This window comes from Arthrobacter sp. TJ-240 (genome assembly GCF_058269195.1).
Window position 1 is genome coordinate 1 of sequence record NZ_JBZCNG010000002.1, and the last position, 17,830, is coordinate 17,830.

At 61.1% G+C, this 17,830-nt stretch carries 20 protein-coding genes and 1 pseudogene; 11 read left to right on the forward strand and 10 right to left on the reverse strand.

The features are described 5' to 3' along the window. The first annotated feature begins 426 nt into the window (after positions 1-426). Complete coding sequence (locus AC4D2C_RS04680; RefSeq protein ID WP_490913057.1) at positions 427-1,677, forward strand: hypothetical protein; 1,251 nt, start codon at positions 427-429, stop codon at positions 1,675-1,677. 368 nt (positions 1,678-2,045) lie between these two features. On the opposite strand, the gene AC4D2C_RS04685 is transcribed toward AC4D2C_RS04680, so the two are convergent. The 3 genes from AC4D2C_RS04685 to AC4D2C_RS04695 form a co-directional block, all read right to left on the reverse strand. Further along, complete coding sequence (locus AC4D2C_RS04685) at positions 2,046-3,392, reverse strand: NtaA/DmoA family FMN-dependent monooxygenase (RefSeq protein WP_490913058.1); 1,347 nt, start codon at positions 3,390-3,392, stop codon at positions 2,046-2,048. A 67-nt stretch (positions 3,393-3,459) separates the two neighbouring features. After that, the gene (locus AC4D2C_RS04690; protein WP_490913060.1) at positions 3,460-3,930 is read right to left on the reverse strand and encodes a flavin reductase family protein; all 471 of its coding nucleotides are present in this window, start codon (positions 3,928-3,930) and stop codon (positions 3,460-3,462) included. A gap of 325 nt (positions 3,931-4,255) precedes the next feature. Next, positions 4,256-4,645 carry a MerR family transcriptional regulator gene (locus tag AC4D2C_RS04695; RefSeq protein ID WP_490913062.1) on the reverse strand — a complete coding sequence of 130 codons (390 nt, stop codon included), beginning with the start codon at positions 4,643-4,645 and terminating at the stop codon, positions 4,256-4,258. A gap of 233 nt (positions 4,646-4,878) precedes the next feature. On the opposite strand from AC4D2C_RS04695, the gene AC4D2C_RS04700 reads away from it, so the two are divergent. Continuing rightward, positions 4,879-5,613, forward strand: coding sequence for an NADPH-dependent F420 reductase (locus AC4D2C_RS04700; protein WP_490913064.1), 735 nt, complete (start codon positions 4,879-4,881; stop codon positions 5,611-5,613). A 232-nt stretch (positions 5,614-5,845) separates the two neighbouring features. Here AC4D2C_RS04700 and AC4D2C_RS04705 read toward each other — a convergent pair whose 3' ends face one another. Beyond that, a complete protein-coding gene (locus AC4D2C_RS04705; protein WP_490913066.1) occupies positions 5,846-6,514 on the reverse strand; it encodes a TetR/AcrR family transcriptional regulator in 669 nt (222 codons plus the stop codon). Positions 6,515-6,647: 133 nt separating this feature from the next. Here AC4D2C_RS04705 and AC4D2C_RS04710 point away from each other — a divergent pair, with 133 nt between their 5' ends. Together AC4D2C_RS04710 and AC4D2C_RS04715 are read left to right on the forward strand one after the other, a co-directional pair. After that, entirely contained in the window at positions 6,648-8,192 is a 1,545-nt protein-coding gene (locus AC4D2C_RS04710) for an MDR family MFS transporter (RefSeq protein ID WP_490913068.1), read from the forward strand. 123 nt (positions 8,193-8,315) lie between these two features. Beyond that, entirely contained in the window at positions 8,316-8,813 is a 498-nt protein-coding gene (locus tag AC4D2C_RS04715; protein ID WP_490913070.1) for a MarR family winged helix-turn-helix transcriptional regulator, read from the forward strand. 54 nt (positions 8,814-8,867) lie between these two features. On the opposite strand, the gene AC4D2C_RS04720 is transcribed toward AC4D2C_RS04715, so the two are convergent. The 3 genes from AC4D2C_RS04720 to AC4D2C_RS04730 form a co-directional block, all read right to left on the reverse strand. Beyond that, complete coding sequence (locus tag AC4D2C_RS04720; protein ID WP_490913072.1) at positions 8,868-8,996, reverse strand: hypothetical protein; 129 nt, start codon at positions 8,994-8,996, stop codon at positions 8,868-8,870. Between the two features lie 70 nt (positions 8,997-9,066). After that, positions 9,067-9,813, reverse strand: a complete 747-nt coding sequence (locus AC4D2C_RS04725) for a glucose 1-dehydrogenase (protein WP_490913073.1) — start codon at positions 9,811-9,813, stop codon at positions 9,067-9,069. A 139-nt stretch (positions 9,814-9,952) separates the two neighbouring features. Continuing rightward, on the reverse strand, positions 9,953-10,546 hold the full coding sequence (locus AC4D2C_RS04730; protein ID WP_490913075.1) for a TetR/AcrR family transcriptional regulator: 594 nt from the start codon (positions 10,544-10,546) through the stop codon (positions 9,953-9,955). A gap of 371 nt (positions 10,547-10,917) precedes the next feature. Here AC4D2C_RS04730 and AC4D2C_RS04735 point away from each other — a divergent pair, with 371 nt between their 5' ends. The 6 genes from AC4D2C_RS04735 to AC4D2C_RS04760 all read left to right on the forward strand — a co-directional run bounded on the left by AC4D2C_RS04735 (position 10,918) and on the right by AC4D2C_RS04760 (position 14,462). Next, positions 10,918-11,286, forward strand: coding sequence for a GntR family transcriptional regulator (locus tag AC4D2C_RS04735; protein WP_490913079.1), 369 nt, complete (start codon positions 10,918-10,920; stop codon positions 11,284-11,286). Continuing rightward, complete coding sequence (locus AC4D2C_RS04740) at positions 11,283-12,278, forward strand: hypothetical protein (RefSeq protein WP_490913080.1); 996 nt, start codon at positions 11,283-11,285, stop codon at positions 12,276-12,278. Before AC4D2C_RS04735 ends, AC4D2C_RS04740 begins: the two co-directional genes overlap by 4 nt. Positions 12,279-12,420: 142 nt before the next feature. Further along, positions 12,421-12,903 (forward strand): DUF2975 domain-containing protein, encoded by a 483-nt coding sequence (locus tag AC4D2C_RS04745; protein WP_490913081.1) that lies wholly within the window; start codon positions 12,421-12,423, stop codon positions 12,901-12,903. Beyond that, the gene (locus AC4D2C_RS04750; protein WP_490913082.1) at positions 12,903-13,211 is read left to right on the forward strand and encodes a helix-turn-helix domain-containing protein; all 309 of its coding nucleotides are present in this window, start codon (positions 12,903-12,905) and stop codon (positions 13,209-13,211) included. The genes AC4D2C_RS04745 and AC4D2C_RS04750 overlap by 1 nt, the downstream gene beginning before the upstream one ends. After that, the gene (locus tag AC4D2C_RS04755) at positions 13,196-13,693 is read left to right on the forward strand and encodes a hypothetical protein (RefSeq protein ID WP_490913083.1); all 498 of its coding nucleotides are present in this window, start codon (positions 13,196-13,198) and stop codon (positions 13,691-13,693) included. The genes AC4D2C_RS04750 and AC4D2C_RS04755 overlap by 16 nt, the downstream gene beginning before the upstream one ends. A 154-nt stretch (positions 13,694-13,847) precedes the next feature. Continuing rightward, on the forward strand, positions 13,848-14,462 hold the full coding sequence (locus AC4D2C_RS04760) for a DUF6226 family protein (RefSeq protein WP_490914001.1): 615 nt from the start codon (positions 13,848-13,850) through the stop codon (positions 14,460-14,462). 160 nt (positions 14,463-14,622) lie between these two features. Here AC4D2C_RS04760 and AC4D2C_RS04765 read toward each other — a convergent pair whose 3' ends face one another. Beyond that, positions 14,623-15,369, reverse strand: a complete 747-nt coding sequence (locus tag AC4D2C_RS04765) for a hypothetical protein (RefSeq protein ID WP_490913084.1) — start codon at positions 15,367-15,369, stop codon at positions 14,623-14,625. Between the two features lie 144 nt (positions 15,370-15,513). Next, entirely contained in the window at positions 15,514-16,374 is an 861-nt protein-coding gene (locus AC4D2C_RS04770; RefSeq protein WP_490913085.1) for a class I SAM-dependent methyltransferase, read from the reverse strand. Positions 16,375-16,722: 348 nt separating this feature from the next. Here AC4D2C_RS04770 and AC4D2C_RS04775 point away from each other — a divergent pair. Further along, positions 16,723-17,031 (forward strand): annotated as a pseudogene (locus AC4D2C_RS04775) (recombinase family protein); the annotation flags it as partial. Positions 17,032-17,070: 39 nt separating this feature from the next. On the opposite strand, the gene AC4D2C_RS04780 reads toward AC4D2C_RS04775, so the two are convergent. Next, complete coding sequence (locus tag AC4D2C_RS04780) at positions 17,071-17,751, reverse strand: DUF305 domain-containing protein (protein ID WP_490913086.1); 681 nt, start codon at positions 17,749-17,751, stop codon at positions 17,071-17,073. Between the last annotated feature and the right edge of the window lie 79 nt (positions 17,752-17,830).

The following is a 17,830-nucleotide window of genomic DNA, read 5'->3' on the forward strand; positions in this document are numbered from 1 at the left end:
AAACGGAGAGCCAGGAAGAGGGTGGGGAAAAAAAACTTTTGGGGGGGGGGAAGGGGGCTTTTCGGGTGGTTGGCCCCCCGGGTTTCCCGTTCCCCCCCCCCCCCCCCCCCCCCCCCGCAGCCAAACCGCCTCGACCAGAACGTTCCGGAGAGCAATCGGTGGGTAAGCGCCTGAAGCGACACCTAGCGCTGCGGAAGGACGGCCGGTTATCGCCGCGACTCACAGTGCTAAAACGAACCTTTCTGCTACATCCTTCTTTGCTGCCGGCCAACCAGCGCCAGGGGCTCGATTTATGTAGCGCTAGTCAGTGCCACAACCTATGTCTCACTTCTGTCCGCCAAGAACGGGCTCCGCTACAAGCGCCAGCTCACCCACATGTGGACGGTTTTGAGCTCCACCCTTCGGGCTCCACCCACCCACAGGTGGATGACCAACACCACGGCCACGGCTGACCCCAACTCTTATGGCTCTATCGCCACTATTAGTCCTATGAGCCCTAAGCCGGACCAGCTCCTGCTGTCCATGACCACGCTGGTACGAGGCTGTGCACGCCCACCGCTCGCTCGAGGTGAGCTCCCTGATGAGCTTTTTCCAGAAGCCACGGGAGTCGACCTTACTGAATTCGCTGCTATTGCCATGAGCCTTTATATACAGTCACATCTTCATAATTATGTCCGCTTTCCGGCAGCCTATTTTGATACCCTGGGACTCTCCGAGAAATCTGTCGAACACTTTTTATTGGCTACTTCTTGTTCCCGTGAAGAAATGCGAAGAAGTGTGATGAAGGATGGCACCGCCACCGGGTCAAAAAGGTTCAATTTCGATGTTCTTCGTAGATTTCCCCTACTTCGACTAAGCAATGGGGAGTATGTTCTGATCAGCCCAAAGTTCATGCTTCAACGTGCCCTAAGTGAGACAACGTTTTGGGATGTTCGTAAATATCTTAAGGACGTTAATCCACGCCGCGACGAAGCATTCCACCTTTGCACTACGCGATTTCTAGAAGACGAAGCAAGGGAGCGCTTGAATAGAATTTTCAGGAACAGAAAAACACGCGTACTGGAAGAAAACCATTTGCAACGTAAGTTTGGCTCGAAGTCTGATACGCCGAGCGTATGCGATTTTGCCATTCGAGCAGAAGGGGTATGGCTTCTCATCGAAGTGACAGACAGATCTATGGTTCGCCCGATAGTTTCTGCGAATGCTTCAGCTAAACAACTCGATGCTGAACTCGATACAGTATTAACCCTACGAAAAGCTGGTCAGCTTTATTCAACCATGCAACTTCTGAGCGATCAGTATGCACTGGATGAGCAGTCTACTAGAACGCAAAATAGATTCATTCCTCTGGTACTGACAGGCAAAAATGGCCTACCGTGGACGCTCCCCGTCTATGAGCGAACTAAAGAACGTCTAGCTGAGCTTGGTTTCCCTGATGAATTCTGTTCGTCTGTTGCGCTTGTAACTCCGCGTGATCTAAGTATGTTAGAGAATGCCGCAAACCGGGGATATAGTGTAATGGATATCTTACTTTCATGGAGGCGAGATAATCCAGCGCACCCCCTCGACACTCATTTTCACACCTTAGGGATCCAAATTAATTCTCCAAAGTGGGAAAAGGGTCGTGTTTATAAGGTTGTTAGAAGATTCATTACGAGTATGGGCAGTACTCAGTAGGCGCTTTTGTGCGGGCCCCGCATGATGGACACCCTCGTTCCCGGTAGATATATGGGGCACCGGAGTCCGCGGTGTCCTTATAGTCCCGTCGCATGATCCGAGCATCAGGAAAGTGGGGCCCGGCCCTAGCAGGGCGCTGCTCCCGCTAGGGATCCCGGTACGGACGTTGGTCCGCTATCAAACGCTGCGGAAACCATGCCACTCATTGCTGCGATTCACACTCGCTCTCTTGCTACCGAGTGTCCTATGGACGGTCGTTCGCTGACAGTAGTCACCATCACGGTTGTCACCACTTCGACTCTTCTGAGTGCGTGGTGGTTTCGATAAGGCCTGCACGCACTCAGGTGAGTATGGAAACTGTGTTGGGTCTATCCGTTGTCGCCGGTGATGCGTGGGTCGATGCCGTACTGGGCCGGGACTCCGAGGTGGTCCCTGAGGGTGGTGCCTTCGTAGTCGGTGGGGTAGATACCTCGCTCCTGGAGCAGGGGCACGACCTCGTCGACGAAGGCGTCAATGCCGTCTTCGTAGACGTCGGGGGAGAGCCAGAAGCCGTCGGCGGCGCCGGCTTCGAACCATTCCTGCAGGTGATCGGCATGGACCTCTGCCGGTCCGACGGTGGTGGGGTGGTAGTCGATGACGCCATGGGCGAGGACGTCGCGCAGTGACCATCCCTGGCGGGCGACCTTGAGGACGTTCCCGGATCGTGGGTCTCCGGGTGAGGGGCGGGCCGCTGAAAGCTGCTGCACGGTGAGCGGCTGATCGATCATCGCTGGGTCCAGGTCCAGGCCGAGCATGCTGCCCATGTACGGAATGCGGGACTCGATGATGTCCCCTCCGATCGCGATGCGACGGTCGAGTCCTTCGCGTACCGTGGGCGCGACCGTCGTCATGATGCCGGCGATGTACTTCACTTCGTCGGGGTCGCGGCCGGCTTCGGCCGCGGCGTTGCGCACCATCGCACGCTGTTCTCGTGCTTCCTCGAGCGTCCACACGGCGGCGATGAAAGCACTGGAGTAGCGTCCGACGAGTGAGAGCATCTGCGGGGTCGGATGACCGGAGGAAAAGATCACCGGCTGCCCCTGCTCGGAGGGTGGGATGGCCAGGGGTCCCCGGGAGGCGACGTAGGTGCCTTGCATGTTGATGGGCTGTAGTTTGCTGCCATCGATGAAGCGGTTACCGGTCTGGTCCTTGATCCATGCGTCCTGCTCCCAGCTCCCCCAGAGTCCCTGGACGATCTGGATGGATTCGTGGGCGCGCTGGTACCGTTCGTTACGCTCGGCCACAGGCTTGCCGTAGTTCGCGGCGACGCCCGGATCGCTCGTGGTCACGGCGTTCCATCCTGCGCGCCCGTGACTCATCACATCGAGGGCCTTGAACTGGCGGGCCTGGTTGAACGGTTCCTGGAACGTCGTCGAGCCGGTGGCGACAAGACCGATCCTCTCGGTTCCTCGCGCGATCGTCGCGAGGGTCATCATCGGGTCGATGACGTTGCTGATCGTGGAGTGCTCGAGATCGCCGCGTACGGCAGGGAAATCGGGAGTGAAGAGGAACGCGAACTTGCCGCGCTCTGCTGCCTGGGCGTAGCGGACGTTCGCGTCGAAATCGGCGTAGTTGTTCGGGTTCACGTTCGGGGCCCGCCACGCACCGTGCAGGTTCCCGTAGCCGTCGACGATGGTCATACCGAGGAACATCTTTCTCTGGGGTGTTTGCGTCACGTGATTCTCCATTCAAGAGGGGAAGGTTGGTTCCAAGGTCAGGGAGGTATATGGTGCAGGGTGGGTGTCAGGGGGCCAGGCTGCGGGTTCCGCCGCCGAAGAAGACCAGGGGAAGCTGCTCCTCGTCCCGGGTCATGTCAAGAACTCGCAGGAGGGTGAGCACATGGTCACCGGCCTCCACCTCGGTTTCGAGCTCGACGCTCATTGTCGCCAGTGCGCCGGTGACGAACACGGCGCCTTCCGGCGTGGTTTCCGTGTCGATGTCATCGAAACGCTCGGCGGCAGGGCGACGCAAAGAGGCAAGGACATCGTGCGCATCTTCGCCGAGGATGCTGATTCCCCATCGTGGTGCCCGGCGCAGCACCGGCCAGGACGTGGAGGTGTGCGCGAACGAGACCGACACCAGGGGAGGATCCAGCGAGACAGACGTGAAGGAGTTCGCGGGGATCCCGGTCATGACGCTGTCGACCTCGGCGGCGACCACGGCGATGCCGGTAGGAACACCAGCCAGAACGCGCCGGAACAACAGCGGATTCACGGTCTGTGCAGGGAGATGAGTTTCAGGCATGAGACAAGTCTCCAACCTTCACATTGGTGGAAGGTCAAATCGCCGCCCAACACCCGCACTCACGAGCTCTCCTTCCGCGGCCTCACGCCGCTTCCGGAGCCGGCCTCCCGACCGCCAGGACTCCACTACTGTGGCCTTCAGTTCCACCTGCGTGATCAGGGGAAATCAGCAATGATCGGGGACAACCGGGGGCGATCAGGGGTAATCGCGGGAGGGTGATTTGTCTGGTGGTGGGGTGGATGTGGCGCGACGTATTGTTCAGAGCACTCGCGTTATTCAGAGCACTTCCGTCGCGTCAGTTCGTGTGCGGTTCCTGGTTTTGGTTCGTGGCCTTGTCGATCGCTTCGATGTACCGGGTGAGTGACTCCCGGTTCTGGGTGAGGAACTCGATCTTCTCACTCATGCGGTCCCGCTCCGTCTTCAGGGTCTCGCGCAACCCGGGCTCGACATTCCGCACGATGATGGTCTGCGGCTGGTCCAGGCACGGCAGGATGTCCGAGATGATCCGGGTGGGGATTCCGGTGGCGACCAGACCCTGGATCTTCTGCACACGCTCCACCAGGTAGTCGTCATAGACCCGGTACCCGTTGTCGAGGCGGCGCGGCGATATCAGGCCCTGTTCCTCGTAGTACCGCAGCATCCGCGACGCGATCCCGGTTTTCTTGGACAACTCACCGATACGCATATGACCTCCATGACTAGACATTGAGCCCCACCCTACGACCTTCGCATTAGTGGCAAGGTCAAGTAGGGTGCCCGTTCATGTGACCCGGGTGATGAGTGAAGGAGCCAGCCTCGCGAGGCTGACGTGATGAACCGCATTACGCGCACCGCGGATTTCCTCGTGTCCCGTTTGACCTTCACATTGCTGGAAGGTTGGACACTGGGAGTACCTATTAGCTTCACGGAAGGATTCTCATGAGGATCGGCATTCTCGGCGCTGGCTCCATCGGTTCGACACTGGCGCACAAACTCGCGGCAGCAGGGCACCAGGTCAAGGTCGCCAACTCGCGCGGACCGGAAACGATCAATCCCCATGCACTGACGACAGGCGCGTCAGCTGCCGAGGCGTCCTCGGTGGTGCAGGATGTCGAGGTCCTCATCACATCGATTCCGTTCAATGCGATGCCGGCGATCAAGGACCTCGTCGCAGACCTCCCGGCGGACGCGACCATCATCGACACGTCGAACTATTACCCGCTCCGGGACGGGCGAGTGCAGGCCCTCGAGCAGGGACAGCCCGAGAGCGTATGGGTCAGCGAACAGATCGGCCGCCCCGTCACGAAAGCCTGGAACGCGATCCTCTCCGGGACCTTCGATGCCAAAGGGCTTGCAGCAGGACAGGCCGGTCGCCTCGCCATCCCCGTCGCGGCCGACCACGAGACAAGTCAGCAGATCACGCTGCGCCTCGTGGAAGACACCGGCTTCGATGCCGTCCACACCGGTAGCCTTGCCGATTCCTGGCGCCAACAGCCCGGCGCGCCTGCCTACTGCACCGAGTACGCCCGGAACGAGCTACTGGAGGCCCTGGCCCGGGCCGACAAAGACCTCATACCTGGCCGGCGTGACCAGGTCATGGCAACCATCGGCGAGAAATTCGGCTCCTACACCACCGATGACATCGTCACCCTCAACCGGACCACCTACGCCTGAGAATCGACCGCAACATCAACCCCACCCGGGGTGCTGCGGAGGCGCGAGAACATTGCGCCGAAGCAGAGGGCTAGGACGCCACTGCCCTGCGTGAGTTCGCCGACCGCCTCTAGAACGCGCAATCAGGCCCTGAGAATCAGGAAGTTGAAGCCCGAAGAATCGCCTCTGATCGGCGGTGCGGTGAGCTACCCACCCGGAGTCGGAAGCAGTGCCGGTGTTAGGCAATGCGCCTTCAAAGCTGCCCGCTGACTCGGCTCGTTCCAGCGGTAGAGCGGAGTTGTTCGCGGACCCGATCATAGGTTTCGCCGAGGGTCGCGTGGCGGCCGGCGTCGATGAGTTCGGCCCATTCGTCGAAGGCGGCGCGGACTGCTATCCCGGCGAATTCGGTCACGAGACGTGCTTCCTCGGGACTCACCTTGCCCTCGAAGGCGGCTGAGATGCGTTGCGCGACCGACCAGCACCCTGCGGCGTCGAGGGAGAAGGCGGCAGCACGCAGCTGCGGTTCATGGAACATGAGTCGGCGTACACGCAGCTGGTGCTGCGCAAGATCAGCCAGCGGCCCATCGAGGTTGCTCAGCACTGCGGCGTAGACCTCCTCGAGCTGAGGCAGGGGAGGTCTGCCGGTATCCACCTGGTCCAGCCACGCAGAAATCGGGCCCTCGAACTCGAGGTGGAGTGTGAGGACGGACTCCTCCTTGCTCGGGAAGTACCGGAAGCAGGTGCGATCGGACACGCCTGCTGCTACCGCGATGTCATGGATCGTCGTGGCAGCCACACCTTTCTGCTCGAACAGGATCAGGGCCGCTTGGCTGATCTCCGAGGTCGTTGCCCTCCGGCGTCGCTCCCGCAGATCGCCCCGCAGATTATCGTGCTGCTCCGCCTCCGCCACGGCGCCGTTCATGTGATGTTCTCCATGATTCCATCATCTCATTAGTCAGGGTCGGTCATCGTGGCATAGTCTGACACGAGGCCTACGGCAGTCCTCCTTTCCGGCGGTTCTGACCGCTGCCTTCCCTTTTTTCGTTCGGAGCATCATGACGACATCACCCACCAAGTCCGCGCGGACCACATCCAGGCGTACGAGCACACCGCCCACGGGATCCCCGACTGCTGACCGCGACCACAGCACCAGGCAACAGTCGCCGGACGAGAGGCTGCCGGAGGGCGCACCACTGGTCATCGGGCTTCTGGTCGTCGCGGCGTTCGTCGTCATCCTGAACGAGACGATCATGAGCGTGGCACTGCCGAGCCTGATGATCGACCTGAATATCTCCACGGCCACCGCGCAGTGGTTGACGACCGGCTTCCTGCTCACCATGGCCGTTGTCATCCCGGCGACGGGCTTCATCCTGCAGCGCTTCACCACCCGGCAGGTTTTTGGAGCTGCGATGACGCTGTTCTCGGTCGGTACGGCCATTGCCGCTGTCGCACCCGGCTTCGGGGTGCTGCTCCTGGGCCGGGTTGTCCAGGCCAGTGGTACGGCGATCATGATGCCGTTGCTGATGACTACCGTGCTGAACCTCGTGCCGGCTGCCCGGCGGGGTCGCATGATGGGGGTCATTTCGATCGTCATCGCTGTCGCTCCCGCTATCGGGCCGACGGTGTCCGGGCTCATCCTGAGCGTGCTGTCCTGGCGGTGGATGTTCATCATCGTGCTGCCCATCGCGATCATCGCCCTGGCCCTTGGGCTGTGGAAGATCTCGAACGTGACCACGCCCCAAAAGGCGCCGTTCGACGTCGCCTCGATCGTGCTGTCGACCTTCGCCTTCGGTGGCCTGATCTACGGGTTGAGCAGCCTCGGGGAGTCAGCAAACGGACACTCGACCGTATCCCCCTGGCTCATCGTCGTCGTGGGCGCCCTGGCCCTGGCGGCATTCATCGCCCGTCAGATCACGCTGCAGCGCTCGAATCGCGCCCTGATGGACCTGCGCACCTTTAAGAGCCGCAGCTTCGTCGTCTCCGCGATTATGATCTCGATCAGCATGATGGCCCTGTTCGGCAGCCTCATCGTCCTGCCGCTCTACCTTCAGAACGTTCTCGAGCTCGGCACCCTCCAGACCGGACTGCTGCTGCTCCCGGGAGGGGTCCTGATGGGCATCCTGTCCCCGATCGTGGGACGACTCTTCGACCGGGTCGGGCCGCGCCCTCTCGTCATCCCCGGAGCCCTCGTTCTCAGTGCCGCCTTGTGGGGCATGACGACGATGCTGCACGAAGGAACGTCCGTCGGCTGGGTCATCGTCGTCCACGTGACCCTCATGGGCGCATTGGCCTTCCTGTTCACGCCGCTCATGACCTCAGGGCTCGGGTCCCTCGACCGGTCGCTCTACTCCCATGGCAGCGCGACCGTCTCCACCCTTCAGCAGCTCGCCGGCGCAGCAGGAACGGCACTGTTCGTCACTGCCCTGTCGACCACTACCGCTGCCGGCCTCGCCAATGGGCTGTCCGACGTAGCGGCCACCGCGGACGGCGTGCAGACCGCATTCATGATCGGCGGGTTCATCTCATTGGCCGCTGTCATTGCCTCCTTCCTCGTCCGACGCCCCACGAACGCCCTACCCGAAGGCACCATCGCCCACTAAGACGTAGGACAACCCACGGGACTCCGGATGAGAAGGACGTGAGGTTCAAGGCCATGGAGGAACTCCGGGCTGAGCGGATGCGCACCACGACTCGATGAAACCTCAGCCCGAGGGGCAGACACTGTGGCGAATGACCCGCACCTTCACGTGCACCTGTCCCCACGGGAGGAGCGTGCCTGGTCTTTGCTGGTCGGGTTGATGATGTGGCTTCCGGTCGAGCTGGATACATTCCTCGAACGGGCAGCCGGGGTCGGTCATGCCGAGTATCGGGTGTTGCGTTGCATGTGGGTGAGTAAGGATCACACGCTGCACATGAGCGTGCTGGCATCGAACGCCAGCGTCACGCCCTCACATTTGTCGCGCATCGTGGCCAGGCTGGAAAAGCGACAATGGATGACCACCCGTCACAGTGACCCGGACGATGCCCGCCGGGTACTGGCGCGTCTCACCGAGGGCGGCGAACAGACCATGAGTCGCGTTGAACCGGAGTACGCCGGAGAAGTACGAAGATGCATTTTCGCTCGCCTCGACCCAGCCCAGGCCGAGCAGTTGGAAGAGCTCACCGAAGCCATCCTGACGTCCCTGCGCCCCGACCAGCGGGGCACTGAGCGCCGGTTCTGAGTTGAGGTGACGAGGGAGGCACACGCCTCCCTCGTCACCTCAAAGGCGCTCCGGTCAGGGGTCGGTCAGCCCGCCGTCGATGACATGCTGCTCGATGCCGCTGACATAGGACGAGTCCTCGGAGGCCAGAAAGAGGACGAGCTTCGAGACCTCGTCGTTGCTGGGCGGCGTGTTCGCTGGCAATGTGATCAGCGGCCTTTTACCGGCCATGATCGGGTGCGCTGAGGAACTCGGACTCGGTTAGGTTTGCCGATTAGATGTCAGCGGCAGGCGCTGCGGACCCAGCCGTCTCGCCCCCATCGGCGATGAATTCAGCCCCGGTGGAAAAGCTGGATTCGTCACTGGCGAGGAACAGGACGATGTTCGCAAGCTCGACCGCTTCACCCAAACGGGCGAGCGGGACATCGCTTTGGTCGATGTCGTGCCCGTCGGTCATCGGCGTCTTCACGTTGCCCGGGTGCACCGAATTCGCGCGGATGTTGTAGCGGCCGAGATCGATCGCAACTGACTTCGTGAGTCCGCGGAGACCGAACTTCGACGCCGTATAGCCGGGGAAGGATCCGAATCCCTTGAGCCCTGCCGTGGAGGAAATGTTGATAATGGAACCGCTGCCGGATTCCTTTAGTGCGGGAATCGCGGCCTTAATTCCGTTGAACGGCCCGGTGAGGTTGATGGCGAGGATCGTGTTCCATTGCTCGATCGTGAAATCGTCGATGGGCGCGTAGTTCGCTATGCCGGCGTTGTTGACCAGGATGTCGAGTCGTCCGAACTCGGATACCGCCAGCGCTACCGCTGCGTCCCACTCGTCCGGTTTGGTGACGTCCAGGTGCACGAAGCGGGCGTTCTCCCCGAGGGCGGCAGCTGTTGCTGCGCCTTCCTCGTCGAGGACGTCGCCGAGGACGACCTGCGCTCCCTCTTCCACGAGCCGTTTCGCCATCGCGGCGCCCATGCCTCGCGCTGCTCCACTGACAATTCCGACTTTTCCGCTGACGCGTCCCATGATTCCTGCTTCTCTGCGTTCCCACCCACTCACGGTGGGCTGCTTCACCTGTTGACCGGCGCAACGTTACTCCCAAAAAGGGACTTACGGTACATCTGTACCGGAGATGAGGAGTGCCTCGGAGTTGCTCATGTCCGGTTCAGGCAGGCTTGGTGGAGCGGCCAAGCCACCAGGTCGGTGCAGTGTAGAAGACCATGTCGGCGGCTAGGTCAAGATCCTCGAGGTCACCCTCGAGCAACCACGTTTCGATAGCCGCGACAGCACCGACGGAGACATAGCGGACGGACATCCTCACGGCGATGTCCGGCGCCGCAGCCCCGCGAAGTGGCGGTGCGATCTCCGGGTGCTCGGCGAGCCGTTCGACGAGGCTCCGCTCCACAAATGGCGTCATGGTGCTCCACATCAGGTCATCCCCGAGCGCATTCCGATAGATCGAGGCATGCTTTCGGACAAACCGGAAGAAGTCTCGGGCGAGGTCATCGAAGACGGTAGCCGAGGATCCACTCATGAGTGGGAGATGCGTGTTGGAACTGAGAATGGTGTCCAATTCTCCGGCGAGCAGCTCCACCAGCAAAGCTTTGGGGCTCTCAGTTCGGCGGTAGAACGTGTTCCGGGAAACACCGGCTCGTTGACACAGTTCGACAACCGAGACCTCAGAGATCGGTTTCTCTGCGGCGAGGTCAAACAAGGCCACACGAAGTGCGGCTTGCGATCGTTCAAGCCGAGGATCCATACCCAGATGCTATCCCCGGCAAGCACGGACCCTCGCTGTCACTAGGTCCGTCACTAGGTCCGTCACCGATATTTTGTTCGCAAGCGACGTCGCTGCGGCACCACATCGCTGGGCCCACCCGTAGCCAACGTCAGACGGCGACGAAGATGTGCGCCGCGACCTCGGTGGGGAGCTCGATTCCCGCCTCTGCGTCATCGATGCGTACGAGCACGTAACCGCTCAACGCCGAGAACTCGCCCTCGGCCCCCGGAACGACGTGTCAGTCATCGGTGTCCCCGTGGAGGACCGGCTTGCGGGCGGCAAGCGAGTACCAACGAACCAATGGTGCATTCCCGGTTGTTATAGTGCAAGTATAATAATAGGATGAGCTCATGTTGATCCGCCTGACGCCCGATGATGCGTCCCCTCTCCACGAGCAGATCGCGGGCGCGGTCCGTCAGGGGATCATCGAGGGCTCTCTGGCGAACGGGGAACGCCTACCGACGGCGAAGACGCTCGGTGAATCGCTGGGCGTGAGCTTGCATACCGTCCTGCACGCCTACCAGGACTTGCGCGATCAGGGGCTGATCGAGCTACGCCGAGGACGGGGAGCCGTCGTCATCGCACCGGATCCAGCCACCCGTGAGCACGCGGCCCGGATCCTCGACGAAACAGCCCGACAACTCGCGGGCCTGGGATTGTCGACCGAGACGACCCTCGCACTGTTCCGCCAACGACTCGACAGGGGAAGAGCATCATGACGACGGACACCACGCATCAACCGGCAACCGAACCCGACCCCCGGTTCTGGCTCGGGGTGTTCCTCCCGACAGCCGGAGTACTCCTCGGGGCCCTCGCCCTGTGCCTCGGGTGGAGCACCCGCCTGCCGTCCGCCGTGGCACAGAAGTGGGACTGGTCCACCCAGGACGTCATCACCGTCGCACCACTCTGGCTGGCAGTCATCTCTCTCACCATCCCCTCGGCTGCGGTGCTGATCCTGCTGGTGTTCCTGAAGTGGTCCGGCAAACTCGCCGGATGGGGGCGCCGCCTCTCGATCGCTGCCCTCGCAAGCATCGTCGCCTTCACAGCCGCGTCGCTGCCCGTGATGCTCAGTGGCCAGGTCGGACTCGAGGATCCGCTGCTTGCCCCGGATCCTCGCACCATGATGGGCATCACCGCGGTCCTGAGCTTTGTCTATGGGATCCTTGCGGCTCTTATCGCCGGCGGACGCCCACTCGCAACCCCGATCCCAGGGACCACACCGACTCCGGCTCTTGACCTGGGGCCGAATGAGATAGCCGTCTGGACCACCACGACAATCGCATGGGTGTGTCTGCTCGGCGGATGTGCACCCGGGCTGATCCTCATCGCCCTGGGCATCACCACACCAATCTGGGGACTGACCATCGCCGGCGGAATGCTCCTGGCGCTCGGCATCATCACCGGCCGATGGACCATCACCGTAGACCACAAGGGCCTGACCTGCACCACACTCCTTGGCCTTGGCCGGTTCACAGCTCCGGCCAGACCGGGAGCGACCGCCGAAGTAGTCACCGTCCGAGGACTGTCCGAATTCCTCGGGTGGGGCATCCGCATAGGAGGATCAAGCTCGATCGGCCTGATCTTCCGCAACGGCGAAGCCCTCCGCGTCCACCGGCCCGACGGCTACAGCCTCACCGTCACTACCCGCGACGCCACAACAGCAGCAGCCCTCTTCAACGCCCAAACAACACGGCACCACGCCACGCACTAGCGCCGCGAAGCTTTTGTCCCAGAAAGGATTGGCTTCCAGACGCACCGCTCAATCACGTGCGCAGTCAGAGCCCACCTCAACCACCCCCTCCGACGCACGCACACCTGTTGACATTCGATCTATTGAATATCGATACTGGCACATGGAGAATCTGGGGGAATCTGTCGGACCCACGATGGTGCTCATAACGCGGGGGGCACTCGCCCTGCTCCTCATGGTGATCATCGCAGGACAGATCATCGTCGTACTCACTGCCCAGTCACTGGCGGCGGAATATCCGGAGTTCTCCGATCTGCAAGCTCCGCTCGTCAGTGCCGCGATCCTGTTCGGGATATGTATCCAGGTCGTCCTCGTGATCACCGGAATTCTTGTCGGACACGTCCAGGACAGGCGTATCTTCGCTTCCTTCTCACTCAAGCTCGTTGACGTCATGGCAGTTACTCTCGCTCTTGCGACCGTCATCGTCGTGGGAACCCTCTTCCTCGTCCCCGGGCCGCCGGCGCTCGGACTCCTGCTGATAGGTGGTGCGCTCCTGGGAGTAGCGCTGACTCTGGTCCTCCTTACTCTCCGATCCCTGTTGCGCAAGACAGCTTCTATGCGGACGGAACTCGACGGAGTCGTCTGATGCCTATTCGCGTAACGATTGATGCTCTTCTAATCGAGCGCGGGCTGTCCGTGGGTGAGTTCGCAGACAGAGTAGGCATCACTCCTGCGAATGTGGCCGTTCTCAAGAACGGGCGAGCCAAAGCTGTCCGGTTCTCCACCCTCGAGGCAGTCTGCCGCGTGCTCGACTGCCAGCCTGGGGAGATGAATGACCCCAAAGCACGCAGCCCATTCCTCCAGGCCCGCGTCTGGCCAAGCCATCCGAGGCCCTTCAAGAATCCCTCACGGCTTGTCGCCGCGCTTAGTATGGCGGCATGGGGACCCTCTTAGATCAGCAGCAGCGACAGATTGTTCCGATCGTGTTAGGCGGGGTGCTGGCGACCGCAGCGTATGCGATGATCGGCGCGTTCCAGATCCTGGTGTGGAACCCGATGGCGGCCGTTCCAGGTATGAGCCTCCAAGAGATCAAGACCGCTATGTCCGCTGCGAATGAGCCGTTAGTGGAAGCTCCGGTTTACGTGTGGGCGCTGGCCGGTCCCATCATCGCTTTCGCCTTCGGAATCTTCTCCATCGTGAGATTGCCTGATTTGCCGTGGACGGTTACGCGAGTTTTCCTCATCCTCATCATCCTCGGGATGCCCACCTATTTCTTCGCTTCACTCAATCCTGGGATGAGAATCGCTGATGCCTTCGCCATCTCGGGCGGAGATCACGCCCCGTGGAGCAGAATTCTCTACGGCCTGAGCTTCCTGTCGTTGGTCCTCCTTTTGGCGATTCGGAAGAAGGATCAGATCCACCGGGAGGCCAGCTGATCCGATTTCGGGTGCTGATGAGGCGATAGCGCTAGGCAGAAGCCAACTGGTGTTTCGCTTAGGGATCTGCTTACGCTCAATTCCCTGTAGACCCTCGTGGGCTTGGATACGGTAGGGCATGAGCGAATACCGCCGCCCTAGCCTGTTGGTTGAGATGTACCGCGACGAGGCAGGGCTGCCTATCAATTACGGGCACAGGTGGGCAGGGTCGCCACCAGAGGAGGCCTACTCGCGAGTTAGCAATCCTCAGCGCTTCGCTCCCTTACACGCAGTCGCGGACTCACTCGTCGAGTGGCTTCACGCAAATTTCGACGTAAGGGTCGAGCAGTCCCTCACTGTCTCGGACGATTTGCTGCACGGTCAGAGCGACGTAATTCGCGCGGTACGTGTGTCTCCTCTGGATCGTGCCGCAGCGCCGTTGACGTTCGTCTTCACCGAATTTCCAGGGGTGTTCCTCCATGCCGGCGCTTTGCATGACTACTATTTCCCCTCCTGTGGGTGCGATGCCTGTGATGATGACGTGGAGGGATTGGCGGAAGAACTGGAGTGGACTGTCCGCGCAGTAGTGTCTGGTCGCTACCTTGAGCGCTTTGTAAGAGGGAATCTGTGGATGTTCAACCGACTCGAGGGATCCGATGGCGATACGCGTTCCGGGCAGATCAGAGTAAGCGAGCTCCCGCAGGAGAAGGTGAAGCAGGCACGTCTGGTACTGCCGGCTTCAGGTCGGTGGTCGGCTTGGGGGCCACGGCCCCTGGCGAATGGTGGCTAAGCGAACGACCAGGGCCAGCCCAACCTGTCACAGTCATAAACCCCGCCGATAGGTTGTAGCAACGTAGCAGAGGCCTTCGTGCATAGGTGCTTCGCCATGCAGTCAGCCCACCATGCACGATGAAGGATCCACATACGGGACCCTAGGTGGGTGCACGACTTCATGGCTTGTTGCTGAGTGAGCTGGGAATAGGGAACCCCTCGGGAAGCGGTTCGATGTGATAGTGCCGGTTTCCGACACCACGCAGTTTGAGGTTGCCCTCGGTAGTGCGTTCGTAGGCGTAGTACCTGCCCTTCGGCAGTTCACCTAAGTCCGCGTCTGCTGGGATTTGCTGAGTGAGCTGTTGGCCGTCGTGTTCGTAACGCCAATCCAAAGGCCCGCACAGGGTGAAAGTCTGATTCGGCATCACGATCCCGAGTTCCATCACAGTCTGGCTCTCGGCGTCCGTTGTGGTCAGTATCCGTTGCCCGCTCGGAAGCGCCGGGCGCTGCTCCAACAGGGTCGGATAATCACCTTCATGCCAGGCGGTGACGTGACCGCCGACGGCTTCACACGCTGACACCGGATCGATGGCAGCTCCTGCAGGAGGGCGTGCTGCGACGGTGCAAGCACCTAGGGGCGGTTCCACTTCGACATTCTCGTAGTGCTGATTGTCCGCGACGAAAAAAGTCAACTCCTCGCACTTCACGCTGGAAGGAACACTCTGAATGACCTCTGGTTCAGGCACCACTGGAACAGGCGCGGACGATGTCAGAGCCGTGTAGAGCACGATGTATCCGAAGGCCACTATCCCCGCGCCGGCCGCAATCGTTCCCCTCCGGTCAGTACCGCTAGGAGCCGGATGCTGTGGTCGGCCGACAGGTAGGAGGTCCCCTGAGTCGTTGAGCGAGCCGATGTCCTCAACCACTGGCCTGTCACTTCCCGCCCCCACGGCACGATCCCCTCTAGAGCTCTTCAAAGCTCTGACGCTATGCGGTCTCGGGTTGCCCGGTGACACGCCTCACCGAAGAACGGCTGAATCTGGCATTCGTCCGTTTCGCTGGGGATCGGCTTACGGGCGGACTGCAATGACCAGAAGTGCTCCAACTCCATTGCCGACTGACTCACCCTGATACCCGCCGAATACGTGCTCCACTTCCATGCCTGCTTGCTCGAGCATGAGGCGGAGTTGGCCTTGCGAACGAAAACGCAACGGTCCACACTCGACTCGCTCGGTCCCGTCCGGTGCTATCTCGTGCGCACAAAAATTCACCAGCCCCGACTCTTCATCGACGTGCGTGGTCTGGTACCAGTGCTCAACTTTTCCTTCGGGCAGGTCAACGATCCGATGACTGCGCTCCTTGGTCCATGCCTCCCACCCGCGGGCGTCCGGATCCCGCGCATCGAAAGCGAGACGACCGCCAGGCACGAGGTGAGCGGCGATGTCCCTGAAGGAACGGGCCAGTTCCGCGTCATCGAGTATCTCCTGGACGACGTTGGACGACATGATCGCCACGTCGAACCAGGTACCGGTAGGAATCGCACGGGAGGTGCCATCAACCCACTGAACCTGGTCGGCGCCCGGTTTTGAGCGAGCTGCCCGAAGAGAAGGCTGGTCAGGATCGACTCCCATAACGCTGCACCCGGCCGCTACCGCAGCCACAGTTATGCCCCCAGTCCCACAACCGAGGTCCAGCGCGCACGCACCGGGAATCTCGGTCAAGAAACCCAAGAAGAAGTCATCACTCGGTCCCCAGTCATTCACTGCGTCGTACAGGTCCGAGGCGTGATTTCCAGTCATCAGACCCAAGGTAGTCGGTGCCGGCAGGAATCCGCTGAGGACGCACAGTAACTGATCCCCAACGGAACGGTGCTGCAGCGCTAACCCCGCCATGCAGTCTTCAAAAAGCCCGCCATGTAGACGAAAAGTCACACAACCTGACTGATCAGAGAACGAAGAATCACGTGATGAAAAGCGCCTCCGTGAACATGTTGGGTGGAGCTCAGACGAGGATCGTTCTTAGCCCGTGCAGGCGACTTTGGGAAGTTGTGCAGGCGACATCGAGAATCGACAAAGTCACAGGCTTAGGGCGGGTCTGCAGTAGTGGCAGAACCCGTGTGCGGAAGTATCACCACGTCTTGCCGCGTTTCGACGGATTTGCCACCCTTCGAAACTGTTGCGTTGGGGTACACCCCAACGTAACAGTTCCAGACCGCCGGAATAGTGTTGCTTGACAGTCCTTTCGTGGCTTTCGCAACACTTCTGAACGAGGGTCTGGACATGACGCAACACAATGGGCAGCGGATTGGGTATGCCCGTGTGTCGAGCATGGACCAGAATCCTGCCCGTCAGTTGACCAGCCTCGGCAGCGTCGATCGGCTGTTCGAGGAGAAGCAATCCGGCGCGCAGCGATCCGGCCGGACTGCACTCGAGGAGATGATCGGATGACACCGCCACGGTGACACCGTAGTGGTGTCATCCGTGGACAGGCTGGCGCGATCGGTCATCGACCTCAACCAGATAGTGGGGGAGCTGACCGCTGAAGGCGTAACCGTGGAGTTCACCGCCGAACGGGTCACGTCCACCCCGGGCAGTGCCTCCCTGGCGAGGGTTAGCCGATCCTGCGGGTTACAGGGTGGAGAGCAGCTGCTGCATCTGATCGATCTCAGCCTGCTGGGTCTCGACGATGGTTTCGGCGAGTTCGACCGCATCGGGGTTCTGCCCGTTGTCGATCTCGTCCTGAGCCATGTCAATCGCGCCCTCATGGTGGGCGGTCATGGACTCCAGGAACAAGCGCGACGCCTCAATGCCTTCGGCGGACTCGAGCTCGGCCATCTGGTTCTCGCTCATCATCCCGCTCATGCCCCCCATGTCTCCCGAGCCGCCCATGTCGCGGCTTTCCATGCCGACTTCGGGTTCAGTGGGCTCGCCCCAGGCCTCGAGCCATCCGGTCATCGTCTCGATCTCAGGGCCCTGCGCGTCCTTGATCGTGGTCGCGAGCTCGGTGACTTGCGGATCGATGCCGTCCTTGGTGAGGATCGTCTCGCTCATCTCCACGGCCTGCCGGTGGTGCGGGACCATCATCTGCGCGAACATCACGTCCGCGTCGTTGTGCTCAGCGATAGCCTCATCAGAGGCACCCGGCGACGCACCGGCACTGGATTCAGTGCTCGCTGTGGGGGCAGCCGCGGCGGAGCTTTCTTGGCCCATGTCCATGCCCTCCATATCTCCGCCGGAGGACGAACCGCAGGCGGAAAGGGTGATCAGGGCGGCAACGGACAGGGATGCAACGGAAAGGGAACGCTTCATGGTGGTCAGATCCTTCAATACTCAGGTGGGGACATACGATCAATCCCTCGCAGCGCCTACGAGTCGGTGAGCTACTGGT

Coding starts and splice junctions, on each gene's coding strand:
- AC4D2C_RS04680 (WP_490913057.1), top strand. CDS start 427: ATGACCAACACCACGGCCACGGCTGACCCCAACTCTTATGGCTCTATC.
- AC4D2C_RS04695 (WP_490913062.1), bottom strand. CDS start 4,645: ATGCGTATCGGTGAGTTGTCCAAGAAAACCGGGATCGCGTCGCGGATG.
- AC4D2C_RS04700 (WP_490913064.1), top strand. CDS start 4,879: ATGAGGATCGGCATTCTCGGCGCTGGCTCCATCGGTTCGACACTGGCG.
- AC4D2C_RS04705 (WP_490913066.1), bottom strand. CDS start 6,514: ATGAACGGCGCCGTGGCGGAGGCGGAGCAGCACGATAATCTGCGGGGC.
- AC4D2C_RS04710 (WP_490913068.1), top strand. CDS start 6,648: ATGACGACATCACCCACCAAGTCCGCGCGGACCACATCCAGGCGTACG.
- AC4D2C_RS04725 (WP_490913073.1), bottom strand. CDS start 9,813: ATGGGACGCGTCAGCGGAAAAGTCGGAATTGTCAGTGGAGCAGCGCGA.
- AC4D2C_RS04730 (WP_490913075.1), bottom strand. CDS start 10,546: ATGGATCCTCGGCTTGAACGATCGCAAGCCGCACTTCGTGTGGCCTTG.
- AC4D2C_RS04735 (WP_490913079.1), top strand. CDS start 10,918: ATGTTGATCCGCCTGACGCCCGATGATGCGTCCCCTCTCCACGAGCAG.
- AC4D2C_RS04740 (WP_490913080.1), top strand. CDS start 11,283: ATGACGACGGACACCACGCATCAACCGGCAACCGAACCCGACCCCCGG.
- AC4D2C_RS04745 (WP_490913081.1), top strand. CDS start 12,421: ATGGAGAATCTGGGGGAATCTGTCGGACCCACGATGGTGCTCATAACG.
- AC4D2C_RS04750 (WP_490913082.1), top strand. CDS start 12,903: ATGCCTATTCGCGTAACGATTGATGCTCTTCTAATCGAGCGCGGGCTG.
- AC4D2C_RS04755 (WP_490913083.1), top strand. CDS start 13,196: ATGGGGACCCTCTTAGATCAGCAGCAGCGACAGATTGTTCCGATCGTG.
- AC4D2C_RS04760 (WP_490914001.1), top strand. CDS start 13,848: ATGTACCGCGACGAGGCAGGGCTGCCTATCAATTACGGGCACAGGTGG.
- AC4D2C_RS04780 (WP_490913086.1), bottom strand. CDS start 17,751: ATGAAGCGTTCCCTTTCCGTTGCATCCCTGTCCGTTGCCGCCCTGATC.